Origin of the sequence: Levilactobacillus enshiensis (assembly GCF_007115095.1) — a bacterium.
Lineage (GTDB): Bacteria > Bacillota > Bacilli > Lactobacillales > Lactobacillaceae > Levilactobacillus > Levilactobacillus enshiensis.
In genome coordinates, this window is record NZ_SULH01000009.1 from 1 (window position 1) to 26,193 (window position 26,193).

General features: G+C 48.7%; 25 protein-coding genes and 1 rRNA gene. 4 read left to right on the forward strand and 22 right to left on the reverse strand.

Annotated elements, in window-relative coordinates; genetic code table 11:
• The 3 genes from FAY32_RS09740 to FAY32_RS09750 form a co-directional block, all read right to left on the reverse strand.
• Positions 1-328: ribosomal RNA gene (locus tag FAY32_RS09740) — 16S ribosomal RNA — on the reverse strand; the annotation flags it as partial.
• A 551-nt stretch (positions 329-879) separates the two neighbouring features.
• Positions 880-1,266, reverse strand: a complete 387-nt coding sequence (locus FAY32_RS09745) for a CvfD/Ygs/GSP13 family RNA-binding post-transcriptional regulator (RefSeq protein WP_143463253.1) — start codon at positions 1,264-1,266, stop codon at positions 880-882.
• 32 nt (positions 1,267-1,298) lie between these two features.
• A complete protein-coding gene (locus FAY32_RS09750; RefSeq protein WP_143463254.1) occupies positions 1,299-1,886 on the reverse strand; it encodes a peptidylprolyl isomerase in 588 nt (195 codons plus the stop codon).
• Between the two features lie 128 nt (positions 1,887-2,014).
• Between FAY32_RS09750 and FAY32_RS09755 the strand changes: the two genes are divergently transcribed.
• Both FAY32_RS09755 and FAY32_RS09760 read left to right on the forward strand, forming a co-directional pair.
• A complete protein-coding gene (locus FAY32_RS09755; RefSeq protein ID WP_143463255.1) occupies positions 2,015-2,524 on the forward strand; it encodes a phosphatidylglycerophosphatase A family protein in 510 nt (169 codons plus the stop codon).
• 104 nt (positions 2,525-2,628) lie between these two features.
• The gene (locus FAY32_RS09760) at positions 2,629-3,297 is read left to right on the forward strand and encodes a VTT domain-containing protein (RefSeq protein ID WP_143463256.1); all 669 of its coding nucleotides are present in this window, start codon (positions 2,629-2,631) and stop codon (positions 3,295-3,297) included.
• Between the two features lie 59 nt (positions 3,298-3,356).
• Here the strand turns inward: FAY32_RS09760 and FAY32_RS09765 are convergent, their stop codons facing one another.
• From FAY32_RS09765 to FAY32_RS09840, 16 genes are all read right to left on the reverse strand, one after another.
• Positions 3,357-3,986 carry a TIGR01906 family membrane protein gene (locus FAY32_RS09765; RefSeq protein ID WP_143463257.1) on the reverse strand — a complete coding sequence of 210 codons (630 nt, stop codon included), beginning with the start codon at positions 3,984-3,986 and terminating at the stop codon, positions 3,357-3,359.
• On the reverse strand, positions 3,979-4,770 hold the full coding sequence (locus tag FAY32_RS09770) for a TIGR01457 family HAD-type hydrolase (RefSeq protein ID WP_143463258.1): 792 nt from the start codon (positions 4,768-4,770) through the stop codon (positions 3,979-3,981). The genes FAY32_RS09765 and FAY32_RS09770 overlap by 8 nt, the downstream gene beginning before the upstream one ends.
• Positions 4,771-4,782: 12 nt before the next feature.
• A complete protein-coding gene (locus tag FAY32_RS09775) occupies positions 4,783-5,505 on the reverse strand; it encodes a YutD family protein (protein WP_143463259.1) in 723 nt (240 codons plus the stop codon).
• A 5-nt stretch (positions 5,506-5,510) separates the two neighbouring features.
• Positions 5,511-6,899, reverse strand: a complete 1,389-nt coding sequence (locus FAY32_RS09780) for a bifunctional metallophosphatase/5'-nucleotidase (protein ID WP_143463260.1) — start codon at positions 6,897-6,899, stop codon at positions 5,511-5,513.
• A gap of 62 nt (positions 6,900-6,961) precedes the next feature.
• Positions 6,962-7,570 (reverse strand): metallophosphoesterase family protein, encoded by a 609-nt coding sequence (locus FAY32_RS09785; protein WP_143463261.1) that lies wholly within the window; start codon positions 7,568-7,570, stop codon positions 6,962-6,964.
• Positions 7,571-7,583: 13 nt separating this feature from the next.
• Complete coding sequence (locus FAY32_RS09790) at positions 7,584-8,432, reverse strand: aldo/keto reductase (RefSeq protein ID WP_143463262.1); 849 nt, start codon at positions 8,430-8,432, stop codon at positions 7,584-7,586.
• Positions 8,433-8,763: 331 nt separating this feature from the next.
• Positions 8,764-10,167 carry an amino acid permease gene (locus FAY32_RS09795; RefSeq protein WP_143463263.1) on the reverse strand — a complete coding sequence of 468 codons (1,404 nt, stop codon included), beginning with the start codon at positions 10,165-10,167 and terminating at the stop codon, positions 8,764-8,766.
• 227 nt (positions 10,168-10,394) lie between these two features.
• Positions 10,395-11,591: an acetate/propionate family kinase gene (locus tag FAY32_RS09800; protein WP_143463264.1), complete on the reverse strand. Its 1,197-nt coding sequence runs from the start codon at positions 11,589-11,591 to the stop codon at positions 10,395-10,397.
• Positions 11,592-11,608: 17 nt separating this feature from the next.
• Complete coding sequence (locus tag FAY32_RS09805; protein WP_143463265.1) at positions 11,609-12,628, reverse strand: class I SAM-dependent methyltransferase; 1,020 nt, start codon at positions 12,626-12,628, stop codon at positions 11,609-11,611.
• Between the two features lie 286 nt (positions 12,629-12,914).
• Complete coding sequence (locus tag FAY32_RS09810) at positions 12,915-13,385, reverse strand: prepilin-type N-terminal cleavage/methylation domain-containing protein (protein ID WP_143463266.1); 471 nt, start codon at positions 13,383-13,385, stop codon at positions 12,915-12,917.
• Positions 13,382-13,588, reverse strand: a complete 207-nt coding sequence (locus tag FAY32_RS09815; RefSeq protein WP_143463267.1) for a type IV pilus modification PilV family protein — start codon at positions 13,586-13,588, stop codon at positions 13,382-13,384. The genes FAY32_RS09810 and FAY32_RS09815 overlap by 4 nt, the downstream gene beginning before the upstream one ends.
• A complete protein-coding gene (locus tag FAY32_RS09820) occupies positions 13,539-14,003 on the reverse strand; it encodes a type II secretion system protein (protein ID WP_143463268.1) in 465 nt (154 codons plus the stop codon). The genes FAY32_RS09815 and FAY32_RS09820 overlap by 50 nt, the downstream gene beginning before the upstream one ends.
• Positions 13,993-14,283, reverse strand: a complete 291-nt coding sequence (locus FAY32_RS09825) for a competence protein ComGC (RefSeq protein WP_143463364.1) — start codon at positions 14,281-14,283, stop codon at positions 13,993-13,995. Before FAY32_RS09825 ends, FAY32_RS09820 begins: the two co-directional genes overlap by 11 nt.
• 32 nt (positions 14,284-14,315) lie before the next feature.
• Positions 14,316-15,233, reverse strand: coding sequence for a type II secretion system F family protein (locus tag FAY32_RS09830; protein ID WP_404820137.1), 918 nt, complete (start codon positions 15,231-15,233; stop codon positions 14,316-14,318).
• A 67-nt stretch (positions 15,234-15,300) separates the two neighbouring features.
• Positions 15,301-16,269 carry a competence type IV pilus ATPase ComGA gene (gene comGA, locus FAY32_RS09835; RefSeq protein WP_143463269.1) on the reverse strand — a complete coding sequence of 323 codons (969 nt, stop codon included), beginning with the start codon at positions 16,267-16,269 and terminating at the stop codon, positions 15,301-15,303.
• Positions 16,270-16,387: 118 nt separating this feature from the next.
• The gene (locus FAY32_RS09840; RefSeq protein ID WP_143463270.1) at positions 16,388-17,125 is read right to left on the reverse strand and encodes a YebC/PmpR family DNA-binding transcriptional regulator; all 738 of its coding nucleotides are present in this window, start codon (positions 17,123-17,125) and stop codon (positions 16,388-16,390) included.
• Positions 17,126-17,407: 282 nt separating this feature from the next.
• Between FAY32_RS09840 and FAY32_RS09845 the strand changes: the two genes are divergently transcribed.
• Entirely contained in the window at positions 17,408-18,886 is a 1,479-nt protein-coding gene (locus tag FAY32_RS09845) for an ABC transporter substrate-binding protein/permease (protein WP_143463271.1), read from the forward strand.
• Entirely contained in the window at positions 18,879-19,619 is a 741-nt protein-coding gene (locus FAY32_RS09850) for an amino acid ABC transporter ATP-binding protein (RefSeq protein ID WP_143463272.1), read from the forward strand. Before FAY32_RS09845 ends, FAY32_RS09850 begins: the two co-directional genes overlap by 8 nt.
• Positions 19,620-19,788: 169 nt before the next feature.
• On the opposite strand, the gene FAY32_RS09855 is transcribed toward FAY32_RS09850, so the two are convergent.
• From FAY32_RS09855 to ccpA, 3 genes are all read right to left on the reverse strand, one after another.
• A complete protein-coding gene (locus FAY32_RS09855; protein WP_143463273.1) occupies positions 19,789-23,268 on the reverse strand; it encodes a leucine-rich repeat protein in 3,480 nt (1,159 codons plus the stop codon).
• 453 nt (positions 23,269-23,721) lie between these two features.
• On the reverse strand, positions 23,722-24,543 hold the full coding sequence (locus FAY32_RS09860) for a hypothetical protein (protein ID WP_143463274.1): 822 nt from the start codon (positions 24,541-24,543) through the stop codon (positions 23,722-23,724).
• 288 nt (positions 24,544-24,831) lie between these two features.
• Positions 24,832-25,833 (reverse strand): catabolite control protein A, encoded by a 1,002-nt coding sequence (gene ccpA / locus FAY32_RS09865; protein ID WP_143463275.1) that lies wholly within the window; start codon positions 25,831-25,833, stop codon positions 24,832-24,834.
• Positions 25,834-26,193: the final 360 nt, after the last annotated feature.

Here is a 26,193-nt window from a genome sequence, read left to right on the forward strand (position 1 = left end):
ACCCTCTCAGGTCGGCTACGTATCATTGTCTTGGTGGGCCTTTACCTCACCAACTAACTAATACGCCGCGGGATCATCCAGAAGTGATAGCCGAAACCATCTTTCAAACAAGAACCATGCAGTTCCTGTTGTTATACGGTATTAGCACCTGTTTCCAAGTGTTATCCCCTGCTTCTGGGCAGATTTCCCACGTGTTACTCACCAGTTCGCCACTCGCTTCATTGTTGAAATCAGTGCAAGCACGTCATTCAACGGAAGCTCGTTCGACTTGCATGTATTAGGCATGCCGCCAGCGTTCGTCCTGAGCCAGGATCAAACTCTCATCTTATAGATGATGTGCTTGAATAGCTCATCGATTGTTGTTACTTTTTTAAAAGCGAATTGACTTCGCAAATATTGTTTGGGTTTGATACTAAGTATCAAACCGCCCTACACATATTTGGTTTGTCGAAACAATGCTCAGTTTTCAAAGGTCTACCAAGTTATCAGAGAAGCAAGTGCTCCGTGACAACTTTTAAAGTATATCATGTCGTCAAAACCTTGTCAACAACTTTTTTAATTTCTTTTGAATATATATTCAATATTCAAGAAATAATCAATTTCGTTGATGTCGGTAACAGACAACATAAATCATTGTATCAGTTGCTGTTTAGCTCGTCAAGCACAAATTTCAATTTGTATGGCTATCCATAAATCTAATTTTTATGCATTTGAGTTGTCGTAACGGCAACAGAGAATATCTTATCAATATTCCTGGAACAGGTCAAGCAAAATCTGCAATAAAATCCACTAAAACTCAGAACCGATTGGCATCAAATTATCCAAACGCCGATTTATCAGCTTTTAGCACCCTCATGATCAACTAAAAAAGACACCCACTTAGGATGTCTCTGATTGATCTAACTGTCGCAGTGCTTCAGCCTTCCAACCTTCCAAGCGATCAGCAATTGGTTTGAACCCTATGTTGACCCGATGATTGGTCCAATAATGTCGATGTTGATGCTCACTTAACTCAGCACCATGTTCCACGTGCTCTAAGCACCGAATCGACAAACTAATTTTGCCCGTATACTCATCAACATCTAAAACGACCACGTTGACCTCTTGATTAACTTTAAGGTAATCATGAATATCTTTAACATAGCCACAATGGCACTCAGAAATATGAATAAGGCCCTGCCGGTGACCGCCTAAGCTCACAAATGCGCCGTACGGTTGAATCCCAGTAATGCGTCCTGTAACCCGTTGACCGATTGCAAATGCCATGCGTTCACCTTCCTTCTATAAAAAGACCGTTCTTATTCAGTAACCGTAACTTTATCCATGGTTACTGGTGTTGCCGGTTGGTCACTAGCATCAGTCTTCACCTTGGCAATGGCATCGACAACGTCCATCCCCTTGATAACCTGACCAAACACCGTGTGCCGGAAATCCAACCATGGTGTCCCACCATCTTTGTAAGCATCAACGATTTCTTCAGGGAAACCCGCATCCTTCATTTGTGCTTGCATTTGGTCAGTCATATCTTTGTCTTGGACGATAAAGAATTGACTCCCGTTTGTGTTGGGACCCGCATTAGCCATTGAAACGGCCCCACGCAGATTGTACAGTTCCTGAGAGAATTCATCTTCAAACGGTTGACCCCAGATACTCTCACCACCCATACCGGTACCGGTAGGATCGCCACCTTGAATCATAAAGTTTGGAATGACCCGGTGAAAAGTCAGGCCATCATAGTAACCCGCCTTTGCGTGAGTCACAAAGTTTTCAACTGTCTTTGGTGCTTGCTCGGGGAAGAGCTGCAGCTGAATGGTTCCCATGGACGTTTCAATCGTTACTTGCGGACCCCTGGCGTTAGCCAAATCAATTTGTGGAAACTTTGTCATAATTATCCTCCATATCTTTTAAACACTTTCTATCTCTACTATTATCACCGCCATTAAGAAAAAATGCAACTCACGGCATCGGTGCTATACTAGTAGATAACACTTATTTTTGATGGAGGAACCTATTTATGACTAAACCAACCACTGCGCTACGCGAACGAACCATTGACTTGCTTAAGCAACGAGGTGTTTCCCTAGATGCCATCGCCGAACTCGTTATCTTCTTACAAAAAGATTATATCCAAGACCTCACTCTAGCAGAGGCTAAGGACAGCGTCCAAAATGTGCTTCGCAAACGAGAAGTCCAGAATGCCATCATCACCGGCATCCAACTCGATATTGCCGCTGAAAAACATACTTTGCTCGAACCCCTGCAAACCATCGTTGAACGTGATGAAGGACTCTATGGGGTAGATGAGACCATGGCCCTCTCCATTGTCGACATCTACGGCTCAATCGGATTTACCAATTATGGTTACATTGATCGCGTGAAGCCCGGTATTTTAGCACATCTCAATGCGCATGAGCCTGGTATCATCCACACCTTCTTAGACGACCTAGTAGGTGCCGTGGCGGCTGCCGCAGCGGCTCGGCTCGCTCATGATGACCGCAGCGAGCAGGACACGCCCTTCCAATAAACGTCATGTTTTTCTTAAGTTTCGCTGTACCTGCTGACGGCGGGATAAAAACTGACTACAATGTGGGTACATTCAAATTTGCTTAATTTATAAGGAGTAACTTAATGGGATACCTAATCGATTTCGTCTTACACATCGACGATCACTTGGTCAACATCGTCAATACCTTTGGCAGTTCGACCTACCTGATTCTCTTTGCCATCGTCTTCGTTGAGACGGGTGCTGTGATTCTACCGTTTCTCCCCGGTGACTCATTGTTGTTCGCCGCGGCCGCACTAGCCGCTAACCCAGCATATGGGTTGAACATTTGGATTTTTAGCGGTCTCTTCTTGTTTGCAGCAATTGCCGGTGACTCCTTAAACTTCTATCTAGGAGGAAAGGCCGGTGCTGCCCTGTCTAACCATTCTTGGTTCGGCCGACTGATCAATAAGGATAAGCTTGCTCAATCCGAGAAATTCTTCCGCAAACACGGTCCCCTCGCCATCTTCCTGGGACGTTTCATGCCCATCATTCGGACATTCGTTCCCTTTACCGCGGCGGGGTCACAATTCCCTTACCGGCGCTTTATTGCCTATAACGCCAGCGCCGCGATTACGTGGGTCTTCATCTGCTGTGGCGGTGGCTACTTCTTCGGTAACATTCCCTTTGTCAAAGCCCACTTCTCTGCCGTTGTCCTTGGTATCATCGTCATTTCATTGATTCCGGCCATTGTTGGGTGGCTAAAGGGCCGACGTCATCCGCAAACGCCTAACCGCGTTCCGGAAGACGATTAATTTCACCAGACACATGTAAATAGGCAACATCGTCCCTTATTCGACGATGCTGCCTATTTTTATGCGTTTTTAATGGCGCGTTTGCCACGCCAATACAGGATACCTACACCAATTTCAAACAATGCAAAAGCCAAAATGAAGCAGTGCAGAAAGAAAGTGTCCGGTAAAGCTGTGATGATTGGGTCCAGGTCTGGATCAAATAGCCAGTCGTTGTTACGAAAAAGAACTTTGTGAAAGGCCACGAAGAAGCCGTTGAAGTTGACCATCATCATTGCCGCCAACACTACGGGGACCACTGCCGCAATCTGTGCTGAACGTATTAATCGCCACTGTTCTGCAAGCTGGTGAAGTTGCCGCAGGTACATCCCTGCTGGAATCACCGTTACCAGTAAAACCACATTATTCAGTAAGAAAAGGTGTTTCACGTCTTCAAAATGGATCATGCCCGTATACGATGTGGGAAAATCACTCATATTGAGATTGGTAATCCACGGCAACTCGAGGTAGCCCAACATTTGGTAATAATTGTGCATGATCCGATTCGGCCCCATTTGCACCAGCTGGGTGATCCCCAACCAGTGAATATCTAACCGATATAGCCAAACGGCATTGATGGTCAGCGTGATGCTCAGGGTAATCAACATTAACATTAAGACAGTCACGCCGCCCCAGCGATTTAGCCTACTCACACGGCCCCACCTCTAAATCCCACTGATCCAGTGAGGACACCGTATATGTTGGTTGAATTTTCTCTTGGGCGACCTGTTCTGGCGTGGAGACCCCCGTGTAAGTCAATAGCGTATCTACGCCAGCGTGAATCCCCGCCAAAATATCCGTTTGGTAATTATCCCCCACCATCAACGCATCCTTTGGCGCAATCCCTAGTTGCGTCAGTGAATTCTGCAAAATGATCGGCTCTGGTTTACCCACAAAGATCGGTGCCGTCTGTGTGGCATAACGGACGAGGTCCACTAAGGCCCCGGCACCTGGCATCAATCCGCGCGCCTTGGGAATATTAGAGTCCGAATTCGTGCCGATAAACGTTGAACCACTGCGAATCGCCAAAATTGCCTTAGCAAATTTTTCATAGGTCACATCGCTATCTAGCCCAACCACGACATATCGCGGATGTTCTTCGTCAACCGTAAATCCTTTGGCTGCTAACGCTTGCCGTAAGCCAATTTCCCCCACAACGTAGACGGTCCGTTCACCGCTACCCGCTCGCTGATCTAAGAAGTCGGCCGTGGCCAGTCCCGCCGTATAGACATTATCAGTCGTCACGTGAATATCATGATTGTCCGCTAAATTAGCAACCACGTCTATGGGAAGCTTCGTCGTATTATTCGTCACAAATTTAAATGCTGTTCCAGCTGCCTGTAAACGTTCAACGAACCGTTTTGCTGCTGGATAGCGCTTAGAGCCCGCATAAACCGTTCCGTCTAAGTCAATCAAATATGCCTGATAATCTTTCACCGCAAACTCTCCCTAATCTTCTTTTTTCTGCCGAATGGTAAAGTGACGCCGGCCCTGACCACCCGAAGCCACAGTTACGGTCTTCGTAGTCTGTTGCGCTGGTTTCACCGTTGTTCGTCGTTCTTCAGTATACGGATGCGCCGTATTCCGATGACGGGAACGCCGCCGACGTCGATGTTGACTGTTATTACTATTGTTCGCCGCATGCTGGGTCGTTTGTTGAGATTGCTCATGCGTCGTAGCTGTAGCGGCGGCTTTAGGCCCCGCTGCCTTTTTAGCAGTAACTGGTCTGGTTGTTGTCGCCCGTGAAGCCGTATTTTCTGCTGGTTTACGCCGCCGACGATTCCGCCGAGGCTTAGGTGCCGTTTTAACGTCTAAATTGTGCAGAATAAAGTAAGCACAGCCAAAGTTACACGATTCATACAGGTAATCCTGCACCGAATCAATCTGGTTTTGCTTTGCCCCCGCACGATCTTCTGCGTAAAATCCTTTGAGTCGTAACTGCTCGAAGCCCCAATCACCCACAATATAATCAAATTTACTTAAAATCGTACTGAATCGCCGCGAAAACTCGGCAAAATCGAAACCGTCGCGGACATCAGCGACCACCTCATAGGGATGGCCATTGATGGTCAGATGCGTTTCGTCCACCCGAACTACTTCGGCGGCTGGTTCTCGGTTTTCACGTTGTTCAGCAACTAAGGCTTCTAAATCTTTACGATCCACCGTCGTCATCCTTTCTACTTGTCAGCTAACGGATAGTGGCGTGCCAAATACTTGGCAAACACTTCCCGCAAGAGGTCTTGATATAAAATATGATTTTCTCCCACGATGGAGATGGTTGGGAAGAAGGGAATGAATAGATAATGATCCAGCACGGCCAGCTTATATTGCCGATTGGGTGAAAGTGGTTCACCACGCCAGGTAACCTGGTGCGTTTGTGCATCATACGCAATGCCTAAATAGTTCAATTCCCCAAAGATCTTTCCCCGAAAACCCATGCCTTTTTGTGGGAAACGCCGCAAGAAGAGTCGCATGAGCTCGAATTCCTGAACCAGTCGCCATAGGTCATAGCCATTTAAGGTGACCGTCATGACGTGCATGTTATGGGGTAAAAGATCGTGTAGCTGACGCTGATTGACCACCCCGCGGGGAAGATCCTCTAGAAACAGGCCAGCATTTAACACGGCTGCTTGTGTCCCAGCATACTCCGCAATGGCGTGGAGGCCTTCGCGCACCAATCGGGGTTGGCCGATGGGATCTGCCTCCATGGACACGGGCAGATCTGCCACCCGCTGTTCAGACAAAATGGACTCGCCAAGTTCTTGCAGACCATCGATTTCAGCCTGATCCGTGGGTTGTTCCGGAAGTGTCGCTGTTTCCACAACGCTGGCCGTTGCCGATTCCACGGTATGGTCCGCCGTGACCGTCAATTCAATTTTGCCAACGTACCGTCCAAATTTACCAGCAGCAGCTAACAGGCTATGTTGGTTCTGCTCGCCGTGCGGCAACAAATGATGCGTGTGGCTCCCAATGATGACGGTCACCTGTGGAAACCGTTTGGCAATCTGCCGATCAACGTCTAATCCTAAATGGGACAGGAGAACACAGACATCGGCCTGTTGCGCATACTTTGCCAGAAGACCGCTGAGCGCTTGGTTCACACCGATGGGCTCCCATCCCGCTAAAGGATAAGTCAGCTGATACGGCGCGGTCAATCCCAAGACGAGTAGTTTTGTCCCCGCTTTGGTCGTGAACAGCTCATGATCAAGTGCCCACTGCGGCTGCTCCCGGGTGTCCTCCGTGAGGATGTTCCCGACAATTACTGGGAAGTTTGCGTGGTCATACAGATGATCCAGTTGGGCCCGCATAAACCCGAGTCCTTCATTATTACCGATGGTAACCGCATCATAGCCGATCTGATTCATCAACTCCACGTTTTTCTGTCCGTTCGTCGCCTCACTCACGGGATGGACCCGATCCACGTGATCACCCAGATCAAAGGTGAACACCGTGTGCCCGGCCGCCTGTGCTTGGGCCTTACTCGTCGCCAAGTAGCGCCGAATACGCGGCCAATTCTCAAAGTGTGAGTGCAGGTCGTTCGTATGCAAGATGGTAATCCGTTCCATGTTCTCATTCTCCTCTTAACACTGATTTTAATCCTACGGCATCAAGAAGAAACGGTCAAGCGCTATTGCTTGTCACGGAACTCTTGCGCCTTGCCAGTCACCATTTGCTCGATCTCACTGGTGGAAAATGGCGTCCCAAATGGCACCTGCTCATCTAAGTACCGCTGTTCGGGCGTGTCAACGCCAACATTAATATTTTCTTTGACCGGCACCGCATAGTGGTGAATATGGCCGTGCAAGTTGATAATCTGGTTCACAATTCCCAGCATCATCGGATAATGCGTCATATAGTATTGTCGATGGTCGTACTTGATCAACACGCCCACGTCGTGAAAGGCAAATTTAGGTTGACCATGATCGATAGGATTGTGCGCAGCCAAGTATTTGAAAAGTGCCCGGCTGTCATGGTTACCCTTGATCAGTTCAAGATGACCATTCAGCTGAGATAATACGTCCGTAACTGCCTCATCGGATTTCACGGCGGGCTTCGTGAAGTACAGGGCGATATCGCCCAAATGATACACCGTGTCGGTCGGCGCTACGCGAGCGTTCCAATTATCAATGATCGTTTGGTTCATTTCTGCCACGTTGGCAAATGGTCGCGGCGCAAAGTCATTATCCCCTAATAAGTCTGCGTGGAAAAAGTGTGTGTCCGAGGTAAAGTATTGCATATGAACTCCCCCTTTAAAGGATATCGAGTGGTTGTTTACTGGTTGGTGCTGGGAATTCAGTGTCTAAAGCCGCCAACTCGTCAGCCTGCAACGTCAAATTCGCAGCAGCAATGTTTTGTTCCATGTGCGCCACGGAACTCGTTTGTGGAATTGCTAAGACCTGCGGATTACGGATGACCCACGCTAATAGAACCTGATAGATGGTCGCGTGATGTGCTTGGGCAATCTGTTGGACCACGGGACTTGTCGTCAAATGATGGCCCCAGGAATCTCCCTGAGCAATCGGGGAGTAGGCAATCAGGGGCAAGTTGTGTTCCCGCTGCCAAGGCAACACAGCATAGTCCAAGCCGCGACTACCCAAATGATACAGATCTTCGTTGGCAACGGCTTGGTCACCACCCGGCAAGGCCCAGAGCTCCTCTAGGTCGGCAATATCAAAGTTAGAGATTCCCCAAGACCGGATCTTTCCAGTCTTCTGTAACCGTTGTAGTTCGGCGACGGTTTCAGCTAGCGGAATACTGCCGCGCCAATGATAAAGGTAAACATCGAGGTAGTCCGTTTGCAGACGCTGAAGGCTCGCATCGAGACTGGCTTCCATGCGGCGTTGCGAGGCATTCTCGGGTAAGACTTTAGAAATCAGAAAAATATCTTCACGTTTAAAGGGCTTCAACGCCTCACCCACTAGATTCTCGGACTTTCCGGAGCCATACATTTCCGCCGTATCGACGACACGTGCACCAGCCGAGATGCCCGCCTGAATCGCATCGATTTCAGTTTCTCTTTGTGCTGGCCGCTCCCCCATATGCCATGTCCCAATCCCCATGGCTGGGACCTGTTGACCAGCAATTTTAACTTGTTTCATCACTTAACACCCCGTTTGAATTAGTTACCTTTATCGTAGCACTTCCGCCCTGCTTTCGCTGTTATCACGTCAGTCCCTTGACTAAGAATCAGCCCGTTTTCATTGCCATCCGTGCAGACACTTCGAGCCGCCACATATAACCACAGCCCACGTCTAATTGTGTTACAACCAGCAACCATCACCATTTTCTGAAAGTCTAACTACCACTGTATACCTACGACCAATTGATTCGCCAACCTGACTCTATTCGTGCCACTTCAAATTAGCTTAAAAAAAGATGCCTGCCAATGACTTAAGTTACATCACTGGCAGACACCTCATTTTTTATCAGCTAACGTTGACTCTCGGAATCGATAGCCGCTGCTGTCCGACGGTCCTTCAAATACTTGCCGGCACTCAAAGCGATTAGCCACAGCACTGAACCAATCAGGGCAATCAAAGTGTCCACTCGGAAGAGCAAGACGACAGCGACCATGATCAAGAACAGTAAGATGGCGTAGTCACTCAGTGGGAAGAACGGCATCCGGAAACCATGATCCGTGGCATTAGGCAATGCGGCTTGTTGCCGCTTGTATTTCAGGTGCGCAATCACAATCAGGCCCCAAATGAAGAGAAAACAAGTCGTGGCAACACTGGCAACAAACGCAAACACGTGGCCCGGAATGATAAAGTTCAAGAAAACTGATACGGCAATCACCAACGTTGAGAACCGCAGGGCCGAAACCGGTACTTGTGCACGGGATAGCTTACCCATGCGTTTCGCAAATCGACCTTCTCCACGGTAGGTCAGTGAGAAAAGCATCCGCCCCGTCGTAAAGAGCGAACTGTTGCAGGCGGACGCTGCGGCCGTCAAGACAACGAAATTGATGACGGCTGCGGCAGATTGAATGCCGACATTCTTAAAGACTTGGACGAAAGGACTACTCGTTGGTGAAACAGCTTGCCAAGGGTAGATACACATTAAAGCAAGCAGGGATCCCAAGTAAAACAGAATGATTCGCATTGGAATTTCGTTGATTGCCTTAGGAATTACCTTGTCGGGATTAGCCGTTTCAGACGCTGTCATCCCCACCATTTCGATTCCAACAAAACTAAACAGAACCATTTGGAAGGACAGGAAGAACCCTTTGGCACCATTCGCGAAGAAGCCACCACTCGCCAAGTTAGTCACACTTGCATGCCCAGCAGGCGTTGGAAAGTGAACGACGACCATGTAAGCTCCGGCTAAAATCAAAGCGATAATAGCGACAATTTTAATAATGGCAAACCAGAATTCTGTTTCGCCAAAGGCTTTGACTGTCACGGAGTTCAGCGTGAGTAAAATACCCAGGAGAGCCAACGCGGTAACCCACTGTGGCAATTGTGGGAACCAAAACTGCATGTACTGACCGGCTGCCGTAACTTCTGCCATGGCAATCGTAATCCAGCAGACCCAATAGGTCCAACCGGCAACAAAGCTCATATTGTCGCCCAGGTAGCGTTGAATAAAATCAATGTAAGAGTGAACGTTTAAGTCGGACAGTAATAGTTCGCCCAGTGCCCGCATAAGCAGGAAACACATGATGCCCGTAATTAGGTAAGCTAGTAAAATAGATGGGCCTGCTAAATGAATTGACTGGCCAGCCCCCAAGAAGAGACCAGTCCCGATTGTGCCCCCAAGCGCAATCAGCTGGACGTGGCGACTCTTCAACCCACGGGATAATTCTTGATCGTTATTTGGTTGATTTTTTTTCATCTTAATCTCCCCTTTGTTGAAATTCATTATACTCGTCATATCCCGGAATGCTAGTTCTGACGCTGGTTAGTTCGCCAAACTAAGCAGCGTGAACCAGCACGGCTGTCGTATTTCATTCACTTACCAAGAAATAAGATGAAATGTATTCAACTAAAGAATTTTCATAATCATCACAAAAAAGCAGCCTCTCGCCACTCACGGCAGAGACTGCTTCATGAAACAAATTTTTACTTGCTTTGACGTAACCGTTCGATGTCTCGAACAATCATTAACTCTTCATCAGTCGGAATCAACAACGTCTTGATCTTTGAACCTGCGGCACTCAAATCACGTTCAACCCCACGAATATCATTCTTTTCAGGATCGACACCAATACCGAAGTAAGACAGCTTGTCAGCAACTTCTTGACGAATCATAATGTCGTTTTCACCCACACCAGCAGTGAAGACAATCGCATCAGCACCACCCAGTTCAGCCAGGTAAGCCCCAACGTAACGGACGATGCGGTTGATGAACATGTCACGTGCTAATTTAGCCCGTGGGTTCTTTGCTTGGACCTTTTCCAAGTCACGCATATCAGCAGACACACCAGAAACCCCGATTAATCCGGACTTCTTGTTTAAGATGTTGATCATATCGTTAGGCTTGTCGATGTTCAGTTTTTCCATCAGGTAAGCTACCAGCGAGGCATCAATATCTCCTGAACGGGTCGCCATTTCGATACCAGCCAGTGGCGTGAAGCCCATGGAAGTATCAAATGACTTGCCATCCTTGATAGCGGTGATCGAACCACCAGCACCCAGGTGCATCGTGATCAACTTCAAGTCTTTCAATGGCTTGCCTAACATCGCAGCGGCCCGACCAGCGACATAACGGTGACTCGTCCCATGGGCACCATACTTACGGGCACCATACTTTTCGTAGTATTCGTAAGGGATCGCGTACATGTAGTTTTCTTGTGGCATAGACGTATGGAACGAGGTGTCAAAGACAGCCACACTCAATACGTTAGGCAGAATCTTCTTGAATGCTTCAATCCCCAATGCAGCAGCTGGGTTGTGTAATGGTGCGTATTCGGCTAAATCCTTGATTTTTTGGAGAACCTCATCGTCAATGATGGCGGAGTCCTTGAATTCTTGACCCCCGGCAACGACCCGGTGTCCAATACCAGTGATTTCGTTGAAGTCAGTGATAATCTTCAACTCAGTCAATTGATTCAACATCAATTGAATAGCGGCACTGTGATCGTTAACGTCTTCGTGCGTTTCGTACTTTTGGCCGTTGTCATACTTGATTTCAACCAATGAGTTACCCAAACCGATTCGGTCAATGGCCCCTTCGGCGATAACCTCTTCTGCAGGCATTTGGAATAACTTGAACTTTAACGTAGAACTACCGGCGTTAATTGCTAATGATTTTCCCATGTGGTTTTTTTCTCCTTTTATGAACGGTCCGTCAGTAGGTTTTGTTCTTCCCACTGGACGATTTCCGCAACAAACTTTTGAAACGCTGATTGATTCTTAAATGAGGGGAATTCTCCCAACATCACTTGCTCGACTTGCTTAGCCCCGGCCCCTGGCTTCTGTAAGATCAGAATAGCCTTTTGGGCATTGGCATTCATGAAAAGCTCACTCGGTAGGTTCAACAATCCTTGTAAATAGGCATTAGTGGGCAACCACTTCAATAATCCCTTCGACTCTTCCGTCTGAAAGAGTTGTGAAGGGACTAAGAATACCCCGATACCGCCGGGCGTCAGTTGGTTCACAGCTTGCTCCAACAACAGATGATGGACAAAAGAATGGCCATCGGCCGCGCGGGTTTGATAGTTAGCAGCATTCTCATCGATTGGGTAATACCCAATTGGCAAGTCCGCCACAATCAAATCACTTGCTGGCACCAATAACTGTTCCAAGGCATCCTGATGAATCAACTCAACGGGGAGCCGTTGCAGGTCACTTGATGTCTGTGCGATGGCCAACATGGTATCATCGTTATCCACCCCATACGCTTCAATTTTACCAGCAACGACCTCTTTTAGTTGTGATAACACTGCCGTTAGCAAATTCCCCGTTCCTACCGTTAGATCCAGTAAGGTCAGATGTGACTTGCCTTTTTCCAGCCGTGTTACCAAGTAGCCCATGATGTAGGCAATCGTGTCCGGCGTCAGCTGATGGTTCGCTTGAATCTCGTCGACCCGAATCGCTTTGAGCATCACTAATTGAACTGCTCGTCGCACCGTCTCGGCATCAAAACTTTGCCAATCGACTTGCGCATACAAATCGGTCAGTTGGGCCACGACCTTGTCGTCGGGACGACCGTCTTCCACCTGGACCTGACCATTGAGCAAGTTGTCTCCAGTCTCAATAAACGCATCTAGGTAAGATGTACTTAGCGCTGCTTGTAAGGTCGTTGTTGACTCATCTAAGACCTTAAATAGCGCTTCAGTCTGTTCTTGTGACAGCGCGCTTCGCCTCCTTGTGAAATTCCATGGTACTTGTATCCGCTATCTATACTACCGATTTTTAGGGACTTATTCAAGCAACTTTATGGTTAATCCCGGGCCAATCCCATGCGTTATCAACGACTAGACCAGTTGTGCCGTGTCCGAATTTCACTTTTGATCTGTTGCGTAGTGGCTCGATAGTCACGTGTCAATGCCGTTGTTGTTGCGCGTTGTCCCGCCTGGCCGACCAAAATTAAAGTCAATAAAAGGCTCACACTTGTCAGAAATAAAAGGGCCCATAAGGTCAAGAACCCTTGATGCCGCGTAAATCGACTAACGTTTCTCGCCATGGTAAATTCTCCTGTTTGAGCCTGAGTTTAACCACACCATGCCCCAAATTCTGCCAACGAATCGCCGTGACCTGCCTAAGCAGTGGATAGTAGCCCTGAATCTTTGCGGTCTCCTGTTCCGCATGGCTACCTTGAACCATCGCGGCTAATTTTAAAACGCCCTTCCGGTCCAACAGCACCTTCATTTTCCGTGGCCGGCCACGCTTATCATGATCCTTAACGACTAACACATCCCCCGCTGTCCTGACTACCTGATATTTTCCCGGTTTCTCCAGAACTTGGACCATTTGCAGCCACGCCAAGGCATCTGACTGCACGCCACGGGTCAAGGCATGATCAGTTCCCGTTACCAGTAAAAACATTCCCGCCGTAATCATCAATGCAAACAGCGTTTCAATCAGTGTAAACCCCCGGCGACTAGTCATTGTTGGGCCACCCAGTTGGCCAAGGCCTGATCATGTTGTCGACGGGCCACCAGCAGGGTCTGCGTTCGATATGCCGTCTGCCGTTGGTTTGTGATCAAGACCTGCTGCACCATGATAATGGTCACCGCCACAATACTCAATGCAATAAGGGCATCAGGAAGCGTCCACCCCGCGTGATCGCCGAACTGGTTCATCCGTAACATTAAAAATCACTCCTCCCATTTGAAACGTCTGATAGGTCCAGCGCTTGCTGACATGACTATACCATTCTAACGTTCGCCCCTGGGCAACACCCGTGGGATCAATGTCGCCATTGTGTCCATTCATCTGAATCAGTTCCAGAGACTGTGGAATCTCCAAACGCTTTAGTTGATGATGCTGGTGATATAAAGTAATGGTGTGTTTCCTGGCGTCAATCGCGACATTGACCGTTGACTCGTGAGCCATCGCCCACTGACGACCAGCTGTCCACATTTGTTGCCAGACGGGCCAAAAGGAACGTTCACGAAGTAATTGATTTTGCTGAGAAGACTTAAACCCCACTAACACCGTTAATCCAGTCACCATACTCAAAACGAATAAGGTCTCATAGAGCGTAAATCCCCGCCTACTTTTCATCTTTGACCCGTTTCACTTCATTTTTATCAATGATCAATCCTTCCGCTCTAGCACTCTTGACCTGATCAGCAGTTAAATATTTACCCATTAACTTGGCATAGGTCACATCGGGAATCACGTGATTTTCCGCCACGTAATCGTCGATATATGCCGTGACTTGTCCTTGGACGACCGTCGTCATCGCCCCACGATGAATACCCTGAGCCCGCTGTCGTTGTCCATTTAAGTTCGGTAAAATAATCAGAACTAATAATGAAATAATGAACAGAACAATCGTCATTTCGATCAACGTAAAACCTTGTCGTTTGCGCACTAAGTAACCCCCTGTAGATTTTGATACATTGGCAAAAGCAGGCTTAAATAAGCGCCCACAATCAGCAGGGCAACAATCCCCAGCAACAGGGGTTGGACAATGGCAAGCCCCTGTTCACTACGCTGAACCAATTCCCGATACTGCATGCGACTATATGCCGTCAACTCCCTACCCAGTTGTGGGGTCGTACTCCCCTTCTGGAGTAACACAATGACCTGTGGTGGAATGTAAGGCTGAGCTTGTAGCCAACCAATTGGAGAATCTCCTGCCGCCAAGCGCTGGGTCAACATTGTTGCCAATTGGTGTAGTAATGCCTGTTCAGGCAACTGGTCTAGCACCCGCAACATCTGCTTTACGCTAAGACCACTATGTACCATTTGACTTAAATTGAGGGTCAAATAGTACGCGTAATAAGCACGAAAGAGGTGTCCCACCACTGGCCAATGCAAGACCCACTTAGCTCGTAGCAAGCTAGACTGATGATGCCACCAACGCCATCCCAATATGACGATTGCCCCCATTAAGAGGCCCCCGCCGCTAATAAGGTAGATTCGCCACCCATTAGCCACCCCGCTGCCATGGCCCAGCTCCTGCTGTAACTGCGGTAATATCACGATTCGCAACGTCACAAACACGAGCGCCATACTGGCTAGAAGTCCCACTGGATACACGAGCAACTGGTGAAGTCGCCGGCGTTGTGTGGCCATCAATTGTAAGAACGTGGCTGCTTGATCGAGGGCTGGCATCAACTCGCCATATTTGGTCATCAGTTTAAGTTGAAAATAGACGTTTGCCTGAAGATACGGTGCCATTAACCCCACGAAATCCGCTCCTGCCGCCAAATGACGCTCCAAGTCGGTCACTTCATTAGGAAGTCCATCGGCAACGACACAAATAAAGTGCACTGCTTGTTTCAACGAAAAACCACTCTGTAGTTGATCTGCTAAGAGACGGCAAAACTGGGATTGCTGCGTCAGAGTCCATCTACCCCGCCCGAAAAGTCTGCTGTGTTGCCGCCGTAATCGTTCCCACACGAGCTGCTTGGTCAAGAGCCTGTCGCCATCCTTCCGTTGTTTGACTGTCCGCGTCCCAAATTGTTTTTTCAGTTAAAATATCCAATAAGACTGCCGGCGGTTGTGCAATGCGCGGAATTAATCGCTGATAACACGCTGCCGTGAGGACCTGTTGGAGTTGCTCGAGCGAAACGCCCAACTCCAACAAGCGGGTAACCGTCCCAGCTGCGCTCTGTGCATGAACGGTCGTCAGAACTAAATGACCACTTAACGCTGCACGAACGGCTGCTTGAGCAGTCACTTGGTCACGAATCTCACCAATGACAAAGACATCTGGACGGTGGCGTAAGCCGACCTTGATCAAATCAGCATACGTCATCTCTGCCGCTGGATTGACCTGAAGTTGGATGAATCGGGGTTCCTTAATCTCAACCGGGTCCTCAATCGTCAAAACTAAAGCTGTCACACTCAAACGACTTGCCGTAGCATACATGGTCGTTGTCTTCCCTGCCCCGGTCGGTCCCGCAAATATCATGAGTCCTCGCTGCCTCGCTAATTTAGTCAGCATCGTTGTCTGGTGTGGGACTAAATAAGCCGCTTGTGTCGCTGCATACGGATAGATCACCCGAATGACCAGGGATTCTTGTCCGGCATAGTCTCCTACCGTGGAAAATCGGAGCTCTACTGGCACCCGCTCACGCGTCCACGTCAACGCCCCTACCTGCGGCCGCCGACGTTCGTTAACGGCCATATCCGCATGGAATTTAAAATAAGCCATCGCTTGCAGCCCCATTGCGAGGGGGACCGTTTGCCAGATCGACACCAACTGTAAACGTCGAAAACGAACCTGATATCCCGCCTGATGGGGAATAATATAAATGTCACTGACTTGCTGTTCGATTGCCTGTGCTAATAATTTTTCAACAAATGATTTGATCACCTTTCCTACCTCCCGCATTGCTTTAAGTTAACTCCGTAAAAGAACGCCGGATATTTTATTTTTTCCAAAAAAGGGCAAAAAAAAAGAAGACCCCCGTAGGAATCTTCTTTCAGAACTACTATTCAACGTTTTCGGGTAAAACGGCAGCTTCATAAATATCGGAAACGTCATCGTTGTCTTCAAGTTCTTCAATCAGGCCTTGGTATTGAGAAGCCTTAGCTTCTGGTACTTCAGTCGTGTTTTGTGGGAACATCCGAACTTCAGCAGTATCTAACTTGTAACCCTTAGCTTGTAAGGCATCACGCGTACTGATCTCACTGGTTGCGTCCGTGTAGATTTTGAATTCGTCGTCCGTGGTTTCCATGTCGTCCGCCCCGGCGTCTAAAGCATCCATCAACATCGTATCTTCATCCGTATCTAAGCCATCACGTAAGATTACAATGTAACCCTTCCGATCAAACATATAGGAAACGGAACCTGCTGCACCTAATGCGCCACCATGATGCGTGAAGGCAGAACGAACAGCCGCAGCCGTCCGGTTCTTGTTATCCGTTAAGGCAGCAACCATGATCGCTGTCCCGGCTGGACCGTAGCCTTCGTAGGTAATTTCTTCGAACTTGGCGCCACCAACACCTGAGGCTTTATCTAAAGCCCGCTTGATGTTGTCTTTAGGCATGTTTGCTGCCCGCGCCTTGTCCATTTCCAAACGAAGTTGAGGGTTACCGTCGGGATCAGGACCACCTGCTTTTGCAGCTTGGTACAAATCACGTGAGATTTTTTGGAAGATTTTTCCACGTTTTGCATCCTGAGCATTTTTCCGGCCCTGGATGTTATGCCATTTAGAATGTCCTGACATCGTAACTCCTCTTTTCTAAAATTTTTTTAGATATCCGTATAAAACAGACACTATACATGTTAGCACTTACTTTCAATTCATTCAATTAGCAAGCTTAAAAATTCTAATATTCAGCATTAAATGTATATTAATTCCGTCAATTACCGGATATCAAGGGATTTAGTCATTGTTTAATCGAATATTTTATGTATAAAAGACGTATTTTCAAAATAATCCTTGTATAAATACACAATTGCCACTATAATCAAGGGCAACAACTTATATAGATAGAGGAGTCAGAATATGAAAAAGAGAGTGGTATTATTCTTCGCGCTTGTGTTAGCGCTGGTCACCGGCTTTACCGCGATGACCCCCACGACGGCTAACGCCGCGACTGACACATCGCTGTCGAAGGTTCAGAAGAAAGGGACGTTGGTCATGGGGACCTCGCCCGATTATCCCCCTTACGAATTCCAAGCGACCGTCCACGGTAAGACTAAAATCGTTGGTATGGACGTTGCCGTTGGGGAGAAGATTGCTAAGGATATGGGCGTCAAGTTAGTCGTTAAATCCATGTCCTTTGATTCCCTACTGGTTGCTCTCCAAACGGGCAAGGTCGACATGGTCATCTCTGGGATGAACCCAACACCAGCCCGGCGAAAGAACGTTGACTTCACCCATACCTACTATCAAGGTGGGTACAGTATCGTCATCAACAAGAGTGACAAGGGAATTTACAAGAACAAAGACTCCTTCGTCAACAAGACCATCGGGGCTCAAACTGGGTCAACGATGTACAACGAGTCCAAGAAACAAACGTCCGGGACGACCGTCAAGGGGATGACCTCCGTGTCCGACCTGATTCTGGCACTTCAAAGCCATAAGATTCAAGGGGTCGCCATGGAAAAGCCTTCTGCTCAAGCCTACGTGGCCAACAACAAAGAATTGGCTGCCATCCCCAGTGACTTTGACCTGAGCGCTTCCGATACCAGTGCCTCTGCCGCCTTCAAGAAAGGCTCCACCGCACTGGTTGCCGCAGCCAACAAATCCGTTGACCAAATCAAGAAGCAAAACTTAGTCAATAAGACTTATCTCCCTGCTGCTGGGAAATACCTTAAGACCAACACGGTCAACACCAGTATGTTCCACTACTGGAAAGCCTTTCTGACTGGGATTGAATACACCTTGATCATCACCGTTTGCTCCGTCTTCTTTGGCTTCATCATTGGGGTCATCTTAGCCCTCGCCCGGATGGGACAAGGCGGTGTCGTCAAGACTGGCTTACGTTGGTTGGCAACGGCTTACGTCGAATTCATTCGTGGCACGCCAATGATGGTTCAAGTCATGTTCGTCTACTTTGGCTTAGGCTTGATCGTGAACCTCCCCGCATTAACTTCTGGGATCATTGCCATCTCGCTGAACTCCGGGGCCTACGTTGCTGAGTACATCCGTGGTGGGATCAACTCCGTGGACGATGGCCAAACGGAAGCCGCTAGAAGTTTAGGGATGTCCAGTGGAAAAACCATGCGTTTCGTTGTTTTACCACAAGCACTCAAGAACATCTGGCCTTCACTTGGTAATGAATTTATTACCTTGATTAAGGACAGTTCCATTGTCTCCATCATTGGCGTCTCTGAATTGATTTTCCAAAGCAATATTGTCCGTTCTGACACTTACCGAGGCGTGGCGCCTATCGCTGTCATCATGGTACTTTACTTCATCTTGACGTTTACCGCCTCACGGATTCTGAACTACTTCGAAAGGAGAATGCAACATGACTAAACCAATCATCGAGGTTAAAAATCTCGCAAAAAGCTTCGGCAAAAATGCCGTCTTAAAAGATATCACGGAACAAGTCGATCCAGGACAAGTCATCGTTGTCATCGGCCCTTCCGGTGGTGGGAAGAGTACCTTTCTGCGTTGCCTCAACCTCTTAGAGACGCCCACAAGTGGCGAAGTTGACTTTGACGGTGAGGATTTAACGACCCTAGATACCAAGCGGGTCAACGAACTTAGAGAAGAAATGGGGATGGTGTTCCAAGGCTTTAACCTCTTCCCCAATATGACTGTGCTAGAAAACATCAAGTTAGCCCCAATGAAGGTCAAGGGAATCGACGATGCGGCTGCCACTAAGCGGGCCCACGAGCTCTTGAAACAGGTCAATTTAGATGACCATGCCGATGCCTTCCCTAGCAGCCTTTCTGGTGGTCAGGCACAACGGGTCGCGATTGCCCGTGCGTTGGCGATGGATCCTAAAGTCATGCTGTTTGATGAGCCCACCTCTGCCCTAGATCCCGAAATGGTCGGTGAAGTGCTAAACGTTATGCAAGAGCTAGCCAACCAAGGGATGACGATGGTCGTGGTTACTCATGAAATGGGCTTTGCCAAATCCGTTGCCAACCGTGTCTGGTTCATGGCCGATGGTTACATTCAAGAAAATAACACGCCCGAAGCCTTCTTTAGCAATCCCCAAACGGCGCGGGCACAAGACTTCCTTTCAAAGATTCTCATGTAACAACTGAATGCAATACCAACTTCAAAGGCATCACCAAACACGTCCACAACTGGACTTGCTGGGTAATGCCTTTTTTAGACGCCGTTGACTTAAGTTTCTCTTCAATACTGTAGACTTCCACGGCTGAGGCTGGCGTTCAATGACACTATCTCAAATCATCGATTTCATCCTAGTCATGGCGCCGCCGAAACCCTAGCACGCTCAACATCCCCAATAAAATCCCCCCTAGTGACCAGTTAACCGTGGTACTTTCTCCCGTCTGTGGCAGTGTTGCCTGTTTCAGAGACTGAACTGATTGTCGTCGATTTACCGTTTGCACGGCCGTCTTTCGTAACGGAACATTTTCCTTATCTGGCTGGGGAGCGCTCACTACCAAATCCGTAGCACTGGACTGAGTCGCTGGCTGGCCTTTAGTTGTCGGTTGCTTACCAATGACCCGATCTACCGCTACGTGCAGGGTTCCCTGTTGTCCAGACTTGGGGGCAGTCGCAGGCACGGCAACATCTCCCGTGACCGTGTGGGTCTCACCGGTACGATCAGGCGTGCTGGTCGTGCCTGACGATGCCGCACTATCCGCTGCATGACCTGCCTGCGCCTGCGCCACTGTCGGAGACTGAGTCGTTGCTACTGAATCATTCGTAGTGGCTGAATTAGGCGTTGTCGAGGCAGTATCACTGTCCGGAGCTGAAATATTTGACGTAGATGATGCCATGCTTGCCGACGAACTTGGGGTTGCATTTGCCGCTGAACTTGAAACCACGGCTACACTTGACGCTGGTGTTGCGGCGCTGGTTGCATTACTTGCTGATGAGATCGGCTTGGCGTTTGCCGCTGAACTTGAGACTACGGCCGCACTAGACACTGGTGTTGCGGCGCTGGTTGCATTACTTGCTGATGAGCTCGGCTTGGCGTTTGCCACAGAACTTGAGACCACGGCCGCACTAGACACTGGTGTTGCGGCGCTGGTTGCATTACTTGCTGATGAGCTCGGCTTGGCGTTTGCCACTGAACTCGATGCCGATGCACTAGACGCTGGTGTTGCTGTGCTTACTGCTGCACTCGAATCAGCAACCGCAGCCGAACTTGAGTCCACGGCGCTACTTGCCATTGACGATACTTGGGTCGTGGTCGTTGGCTTGGCTGGGGTGACCGGGACTGCCGTAATCGTTAACGCACCATTGATCACGGTCACGTTATAGTCGGGATTAGCGCCTAAAGTTACTGTAATCGGATACGTTCCCGCTGTTTCTCCAGCTACCCGTTGAACCGTGTAGTTTAATGGCACTCCCGTAGCCGACAGACCACTGACACTGACATTTGGCAATGGTTCCGTAGCCCCGGCCACTTTTGTCTCGTCGCCAACCGTAATCGTGACCGCCGCTGGAACCACCTGTAAGCTCCCTTGACCGCCTAACGTCCACGCATAACGACTAGATTCGGGTAAGGCTTGCAAATGAGCAATACCAGCCGCAGTCAAGGTTACTGGATAATCCCCCACCATAGTTGCTGCCGTCGTGGTTAAATCACCGGGTTGTGGTAGATAAGTCTGTCCATCAGGCAAATCAACCTGATAATCCTCCGTGGCTAGTGTCGGTTGTTGCCCAGTGTACGTCACCTGTGATGTGCCTACCAACTGGTACGTTCCCAGTCGCTTCACCACCGTGACTGTGACTGTGCTACTGGTATCTTGATAACTGTAAGTAATCGGATATGTTCCTGCCACGGCCGGATTTACGGTTCCCTTAACCGTGATGGCACTCAGCGGTACCGACGACTGGTCGAGCGCAGTCGCACTCACAAAGTTGTCGGCGGGTTGCCAGGTACTTCCTACCAACAAGGTCGAATTGATGGCTCTGATTGCCGGGTCACTTAAATTCACCGTTGCCTGTCCGGCATAGACCGTTGCCCCATCAGCATTTGCCAACGACCAGTTGAATGTGAAATTCGACTGGCCGGGGGTCACTGTAAACTGACCATTTTGATAGGTGGCATTGGTGACGCCCGAAATTGTCATATCAGCCGGTGTCAATTGTCCTAATTTCATTGCCAAGAGATCGTTCAACATTAAATCATGTGGATCAGCAAAGATCGTCACAAATTGATTCTGGGCTAACCCAGGTAGCGCCGGTCCGGTAATCTGAACCAACTGGTCGCTACCAAAGACATCATTGCCCAGAGTCTGTAAGTTATTGTCCAGGTTCAATGTCGTCACCGGATTCCCAGCAAATGCCAAATCGCCCAACTCTTGAACCTTTTGCGGTAACGTCAAAGTCCCGTGGATGCCGGCGTACTCAAATGCGCCATCCCCGATGCCAATCAGGTTGGTTGCGTGCGTTAAATCCAGTGTGGTCAGTCGGCCATCGTAAGTGAAAGCCTTATTTCCAATACTGGTCACACCACTCCCCAGGGTAACGGATTGCAGATTTTGATCGGCCAAAAAAGCCTGCGTCGCAATCGTTTGTACGCTATCTGGCAAGGTTAACGTCTGAAGGCCAGTATCATACATAAATGCGGAATCCTTAATTGTCGTTAACCGACTAGTTGGCAAAAAGTTCACATTGGTCAACTGCTGATTACTCATGAAGGCACCGCTGCCAATCACTTGAACGGTCGCTGGAAGCGTCAGTGTTGTGAGCCCGTCCGCAGCAAAAGCATCGTCGCCAATCGTCGTCAACGCTGTTGCTGGTGTGAAATCAACCGTGGTAAGATTAGGATTTTCTGAAAAGGCCCCTTCGCCCAAATTTACAAGATCTGTCGGTAATTGGATAGTCGTGAGGCCACCAACATACTTAAAGGCTTCGTCCCCAATCGTCGTGACACTGTTAGGCAATTGCACCTGTGTCACCCCCGTGCCAACGAAGGCCTGACTTCCAATCGTCTTTAAGGCTTGATCGGCGGAAAAATCAGCCGTCTTCAACCCGTTTAGATAGGCAAAGGCCGAGTCTCCAATCGTCTGCAAGTTGTTGCCAAAGACCACACCGGTCATCCCCGCCGTGAGCCCCGTCTGTGAGGCGAAGGCACCGGCGCCAATACTTGTGACTTGATAGGTTTTACCATTCGCCACATACGTTGATGGCAGGCGCAGTGTTCCACTGACAGCCTGATTAACCCCCGTAATAGTCGCCGTGTCAGCCGTCTCGTTTGTTTGCCAGTTAAATATCGTATTCGTCGTTGCCAGAGACGTCGACGCCGGTTGCCCGATATTTGCCGCCGCAGAGCTAGCAACTGGCGGTTGACCATCAGTGGTGACTGCTGTCTTTGCAGCTACAGCAGTCTGACTGCTCGCTGAGGTTGCCGTAAACGTCGCGTTGGCGATTGAACTGGCCGCACTACTAGTCGCGGCAACTACAGAACTGGCTGGCATCGTTTGACTAGCCGTCCGGGCCACAGCCGTTGCTGCAACGGCCTGACTTGCTTGAACCGAAGCTGCCGAGGCAGTACTGGCCACTACTATTCTATTGGCTGTTGACGATGTTGTTGCCGCACTGTTAGCTGAACCTATCGTACTCGCTGATGAAACTGTCGCCGCTTGTGCCCCCTCCGTCGGCCCGGTTGCCAACGTCCCCAGTCCAATCGCAGCTGTGGCCAGTGCTAATGCCGCCCATTGTCGCTCATTTCGGAGCACACTGGATGTCTTTTTTTCTCGCATGATTTCTGATTCCCCCCAAATAATGACGCAAGACCTGTGATTGCCGCATGCAAATCGCAGATCCTATTTTAGACAACCCACTGTTTTAATCATGAAAAAAATTCAACCTTAGAACATTCACTTCGCACGTATTTTAGTCCCGAAGTCACCCAACACCACGAATTCCTAACTGGGGATCGGGGGTTAGGCCCTTAACATTACCATCGGGAATTAACCTTGAAACCGGGCCATCATTCTCAGTTGGACGTCATGAACCCCCTTGAACGATGCAAAAAAGAAGCTACCAAAAAGGGCCTGAGACTTTGTTGTCCCAGACCCTTCAAACGTTGACCATTCTCCCCGCCGCATTCCAATCCAAATTTGGCGAACAGTCAAACCAATATTAAACACTTCATATCTATACCAGTTGCTTGCTAGTTTTCAACCTTTAATGCCCACAATCATACTGACGATTTAGCTTTTTCGAAATGTTCGGTGACCCAGTAAGACGACGAGACCGATAACAACCTCTGCAGCACCCGCGAAGATGACAACACTTAAGCCACTGCGAATCACTGAAGTCACGAGACTCGTGAGCGTCGTAGTTGTCGCTGTCACCACCGCTGGGGCCACTAGAAAACCAACGATACCGACAATTGCTGCCAGCATTCCGCCTAATGTCAAACCGGGGCCTAAGCTACCAAAAAAGTGGTGTACGCCAAAGGCATAAATAATGGTGACCACCAGCAAGAGAAGTGTCGCCACCAACAGCCAAAAATCAAGCCGCTGAGCCCGTTGAATCTTCCAACCGACTGTCTGCATGGCTGGCGTCTGAAAAGCCGCTACTGCCCTTTTTTCGGCCTGATTGGCAACCTTATTGATGAGGGTTGCACTGGCCGTGATTCCCAGCGTCTGGGCTTGGGTCGTAATTGCAGTTGACAGTGCCGAACTGTCTGGCGTTGTTGTACTTTGACCGTACAACTGCGCGATTCCCTGTTCCAAGTAAGGCTGAATGACCGCTGCCGTGACTGGGTCCCCAGACACGCCTAGATTGTTCAGATCACTGTTCACGTTGGCCATGACCTTCTCCCCCGTTGTGGACCGGGAAGCGACACCGGCAACATAATTAGCGTTAAATAGGGTCAGTCGTAATCCCACTGCGACCGTCAGCAGTAGCACCAAAAAAGCGGCCCACCGGCCTAAAGCTGGCCGTCGCTGGTAATTAGTTGGCCTAGGCTGCTGTGGTTCTTTAGGTTCTGCTGAGTGGTAGCGTTCCATTCGACTAGTCGTACTCACAAAACTACCTCCGTTACCCGCCATCCACGACAACACGACCGTTACCGACCGTTCGTCGCATCAGGTGTCCGTTATTGTTTTTTATTCTAGCACATCTAAAATTCAGAAGGGTTAAACCTAGCTTAAGTTAATGGTCTCACTCAAATTTTGGAGGACGCTGCTTCCAATTTTACCCAATTGAAACCTTCTCTAATCGATTTTCAGACCAGCAACGACCCAAATCGCTGTAAACGAAAAGAAGGCTCCGAAATCCTAACTGACCTCGTGAACCTTCTCGTTTAAGCAACCCTACTTCGTCGAACTCCGCTTCATTAACCCATAAGGTAAAATCACGGTGTTTTCATCAACGGTTTCATTATTCATCAGCTTAGTAAGTAGCCGCATAGCTACGGCACCAATATCGTACAGAGGTTGCGTGATTGAACTCATCTTGGGCCGGACCAATTCAGTCAGTTTCGTGTCGTTACTGGTAATGACTTCAAATTCACCAGGAACGTCAACGCCAGCATCGGTCAACCCGTTCATGACCCCAGCAGCCAATTCGTCGTCACCAACAAAGGCAGCCGTGGCACCCGCAGCAGTCAAGGCTGGTTCGAGTGATTGACCAGCCTTGTAAGTGTAATCCGTTTCAAAGACCAACTTATCATCGTAGCTGATACCAGCGTCCTTCAACGCCTTCTTGTACCCCTTCAACCGGTAATCATGGTTGATAGCTTGGTCCATTGGGCCGGAAACAAAGGCGATCTTCTGGTTGCCGTGATCAATCAAATTCTTCACGGCTTCAGCAACGGCAGCAACGTAATCGATGTTGACGCTCGGTTGTGCCTTTTCAGCATCAACAGAACCTGCTAAGACAACTGGCGCCTTGGAACGTTTGAATTCCTCACGTAACTCATCAGTGACTTGGTTTCCCATGAAAATGATACCGTCAACTTGCTTGGCCATCAAGGTGTTTAAGACTTGAACTTCCTTGCCCCCGTTTTCATCGGAGTTGGTCAAGATAATATTGTACTTGTACATCATGGCGATATCATCGATTCCTCGTGCTAATGAGGAGAAGTAAGCGTTCGTGACGTCGGGAATGATTACCCCAACCGTCGTGGTCTTCTTACTTGCCAAGCCCCGTGCAACGGCGTTTGGTCGGTAATCTAATCGATCAATGACCTCTAAAACTTTCTTACGTGTCGCTGGTTTTACGTTCGGATTCCCGTTAACCACCCGAGAAACGGTGGCCATCGAGACCGCCGCCTCACGCGCCACATCATAAATCGTTACTGTTTGTTTTTCCATAGCGATAGCCCTTTCTTCCTTGTTTTGGTTTGTTTTCATTCGTTTTCAAGCAACTTGACCAGTATACAGAAAGTCAATCATTCACGCAACATTGAAAACGCTTTCAAGTCAAAGAATACCGTAATTTCATTTAATTTTCAAGGCACATCTCTCTATAGTGGGGAATTTTCGAGGCTAATATGATTTACTATAGGTCTCGTTAACTGCGTTGTTAAGCTATTTACAGAAACATTTTCCACTTAGCAAGCGATAAAAAATTTTATCCGGACTTATTTAATTTTTTTGCCGGTGTGCCACATCATTTACGACCAATTGGCCATGTTTTCTACAATCAATTTCATATCCCCGAACTAAATCATC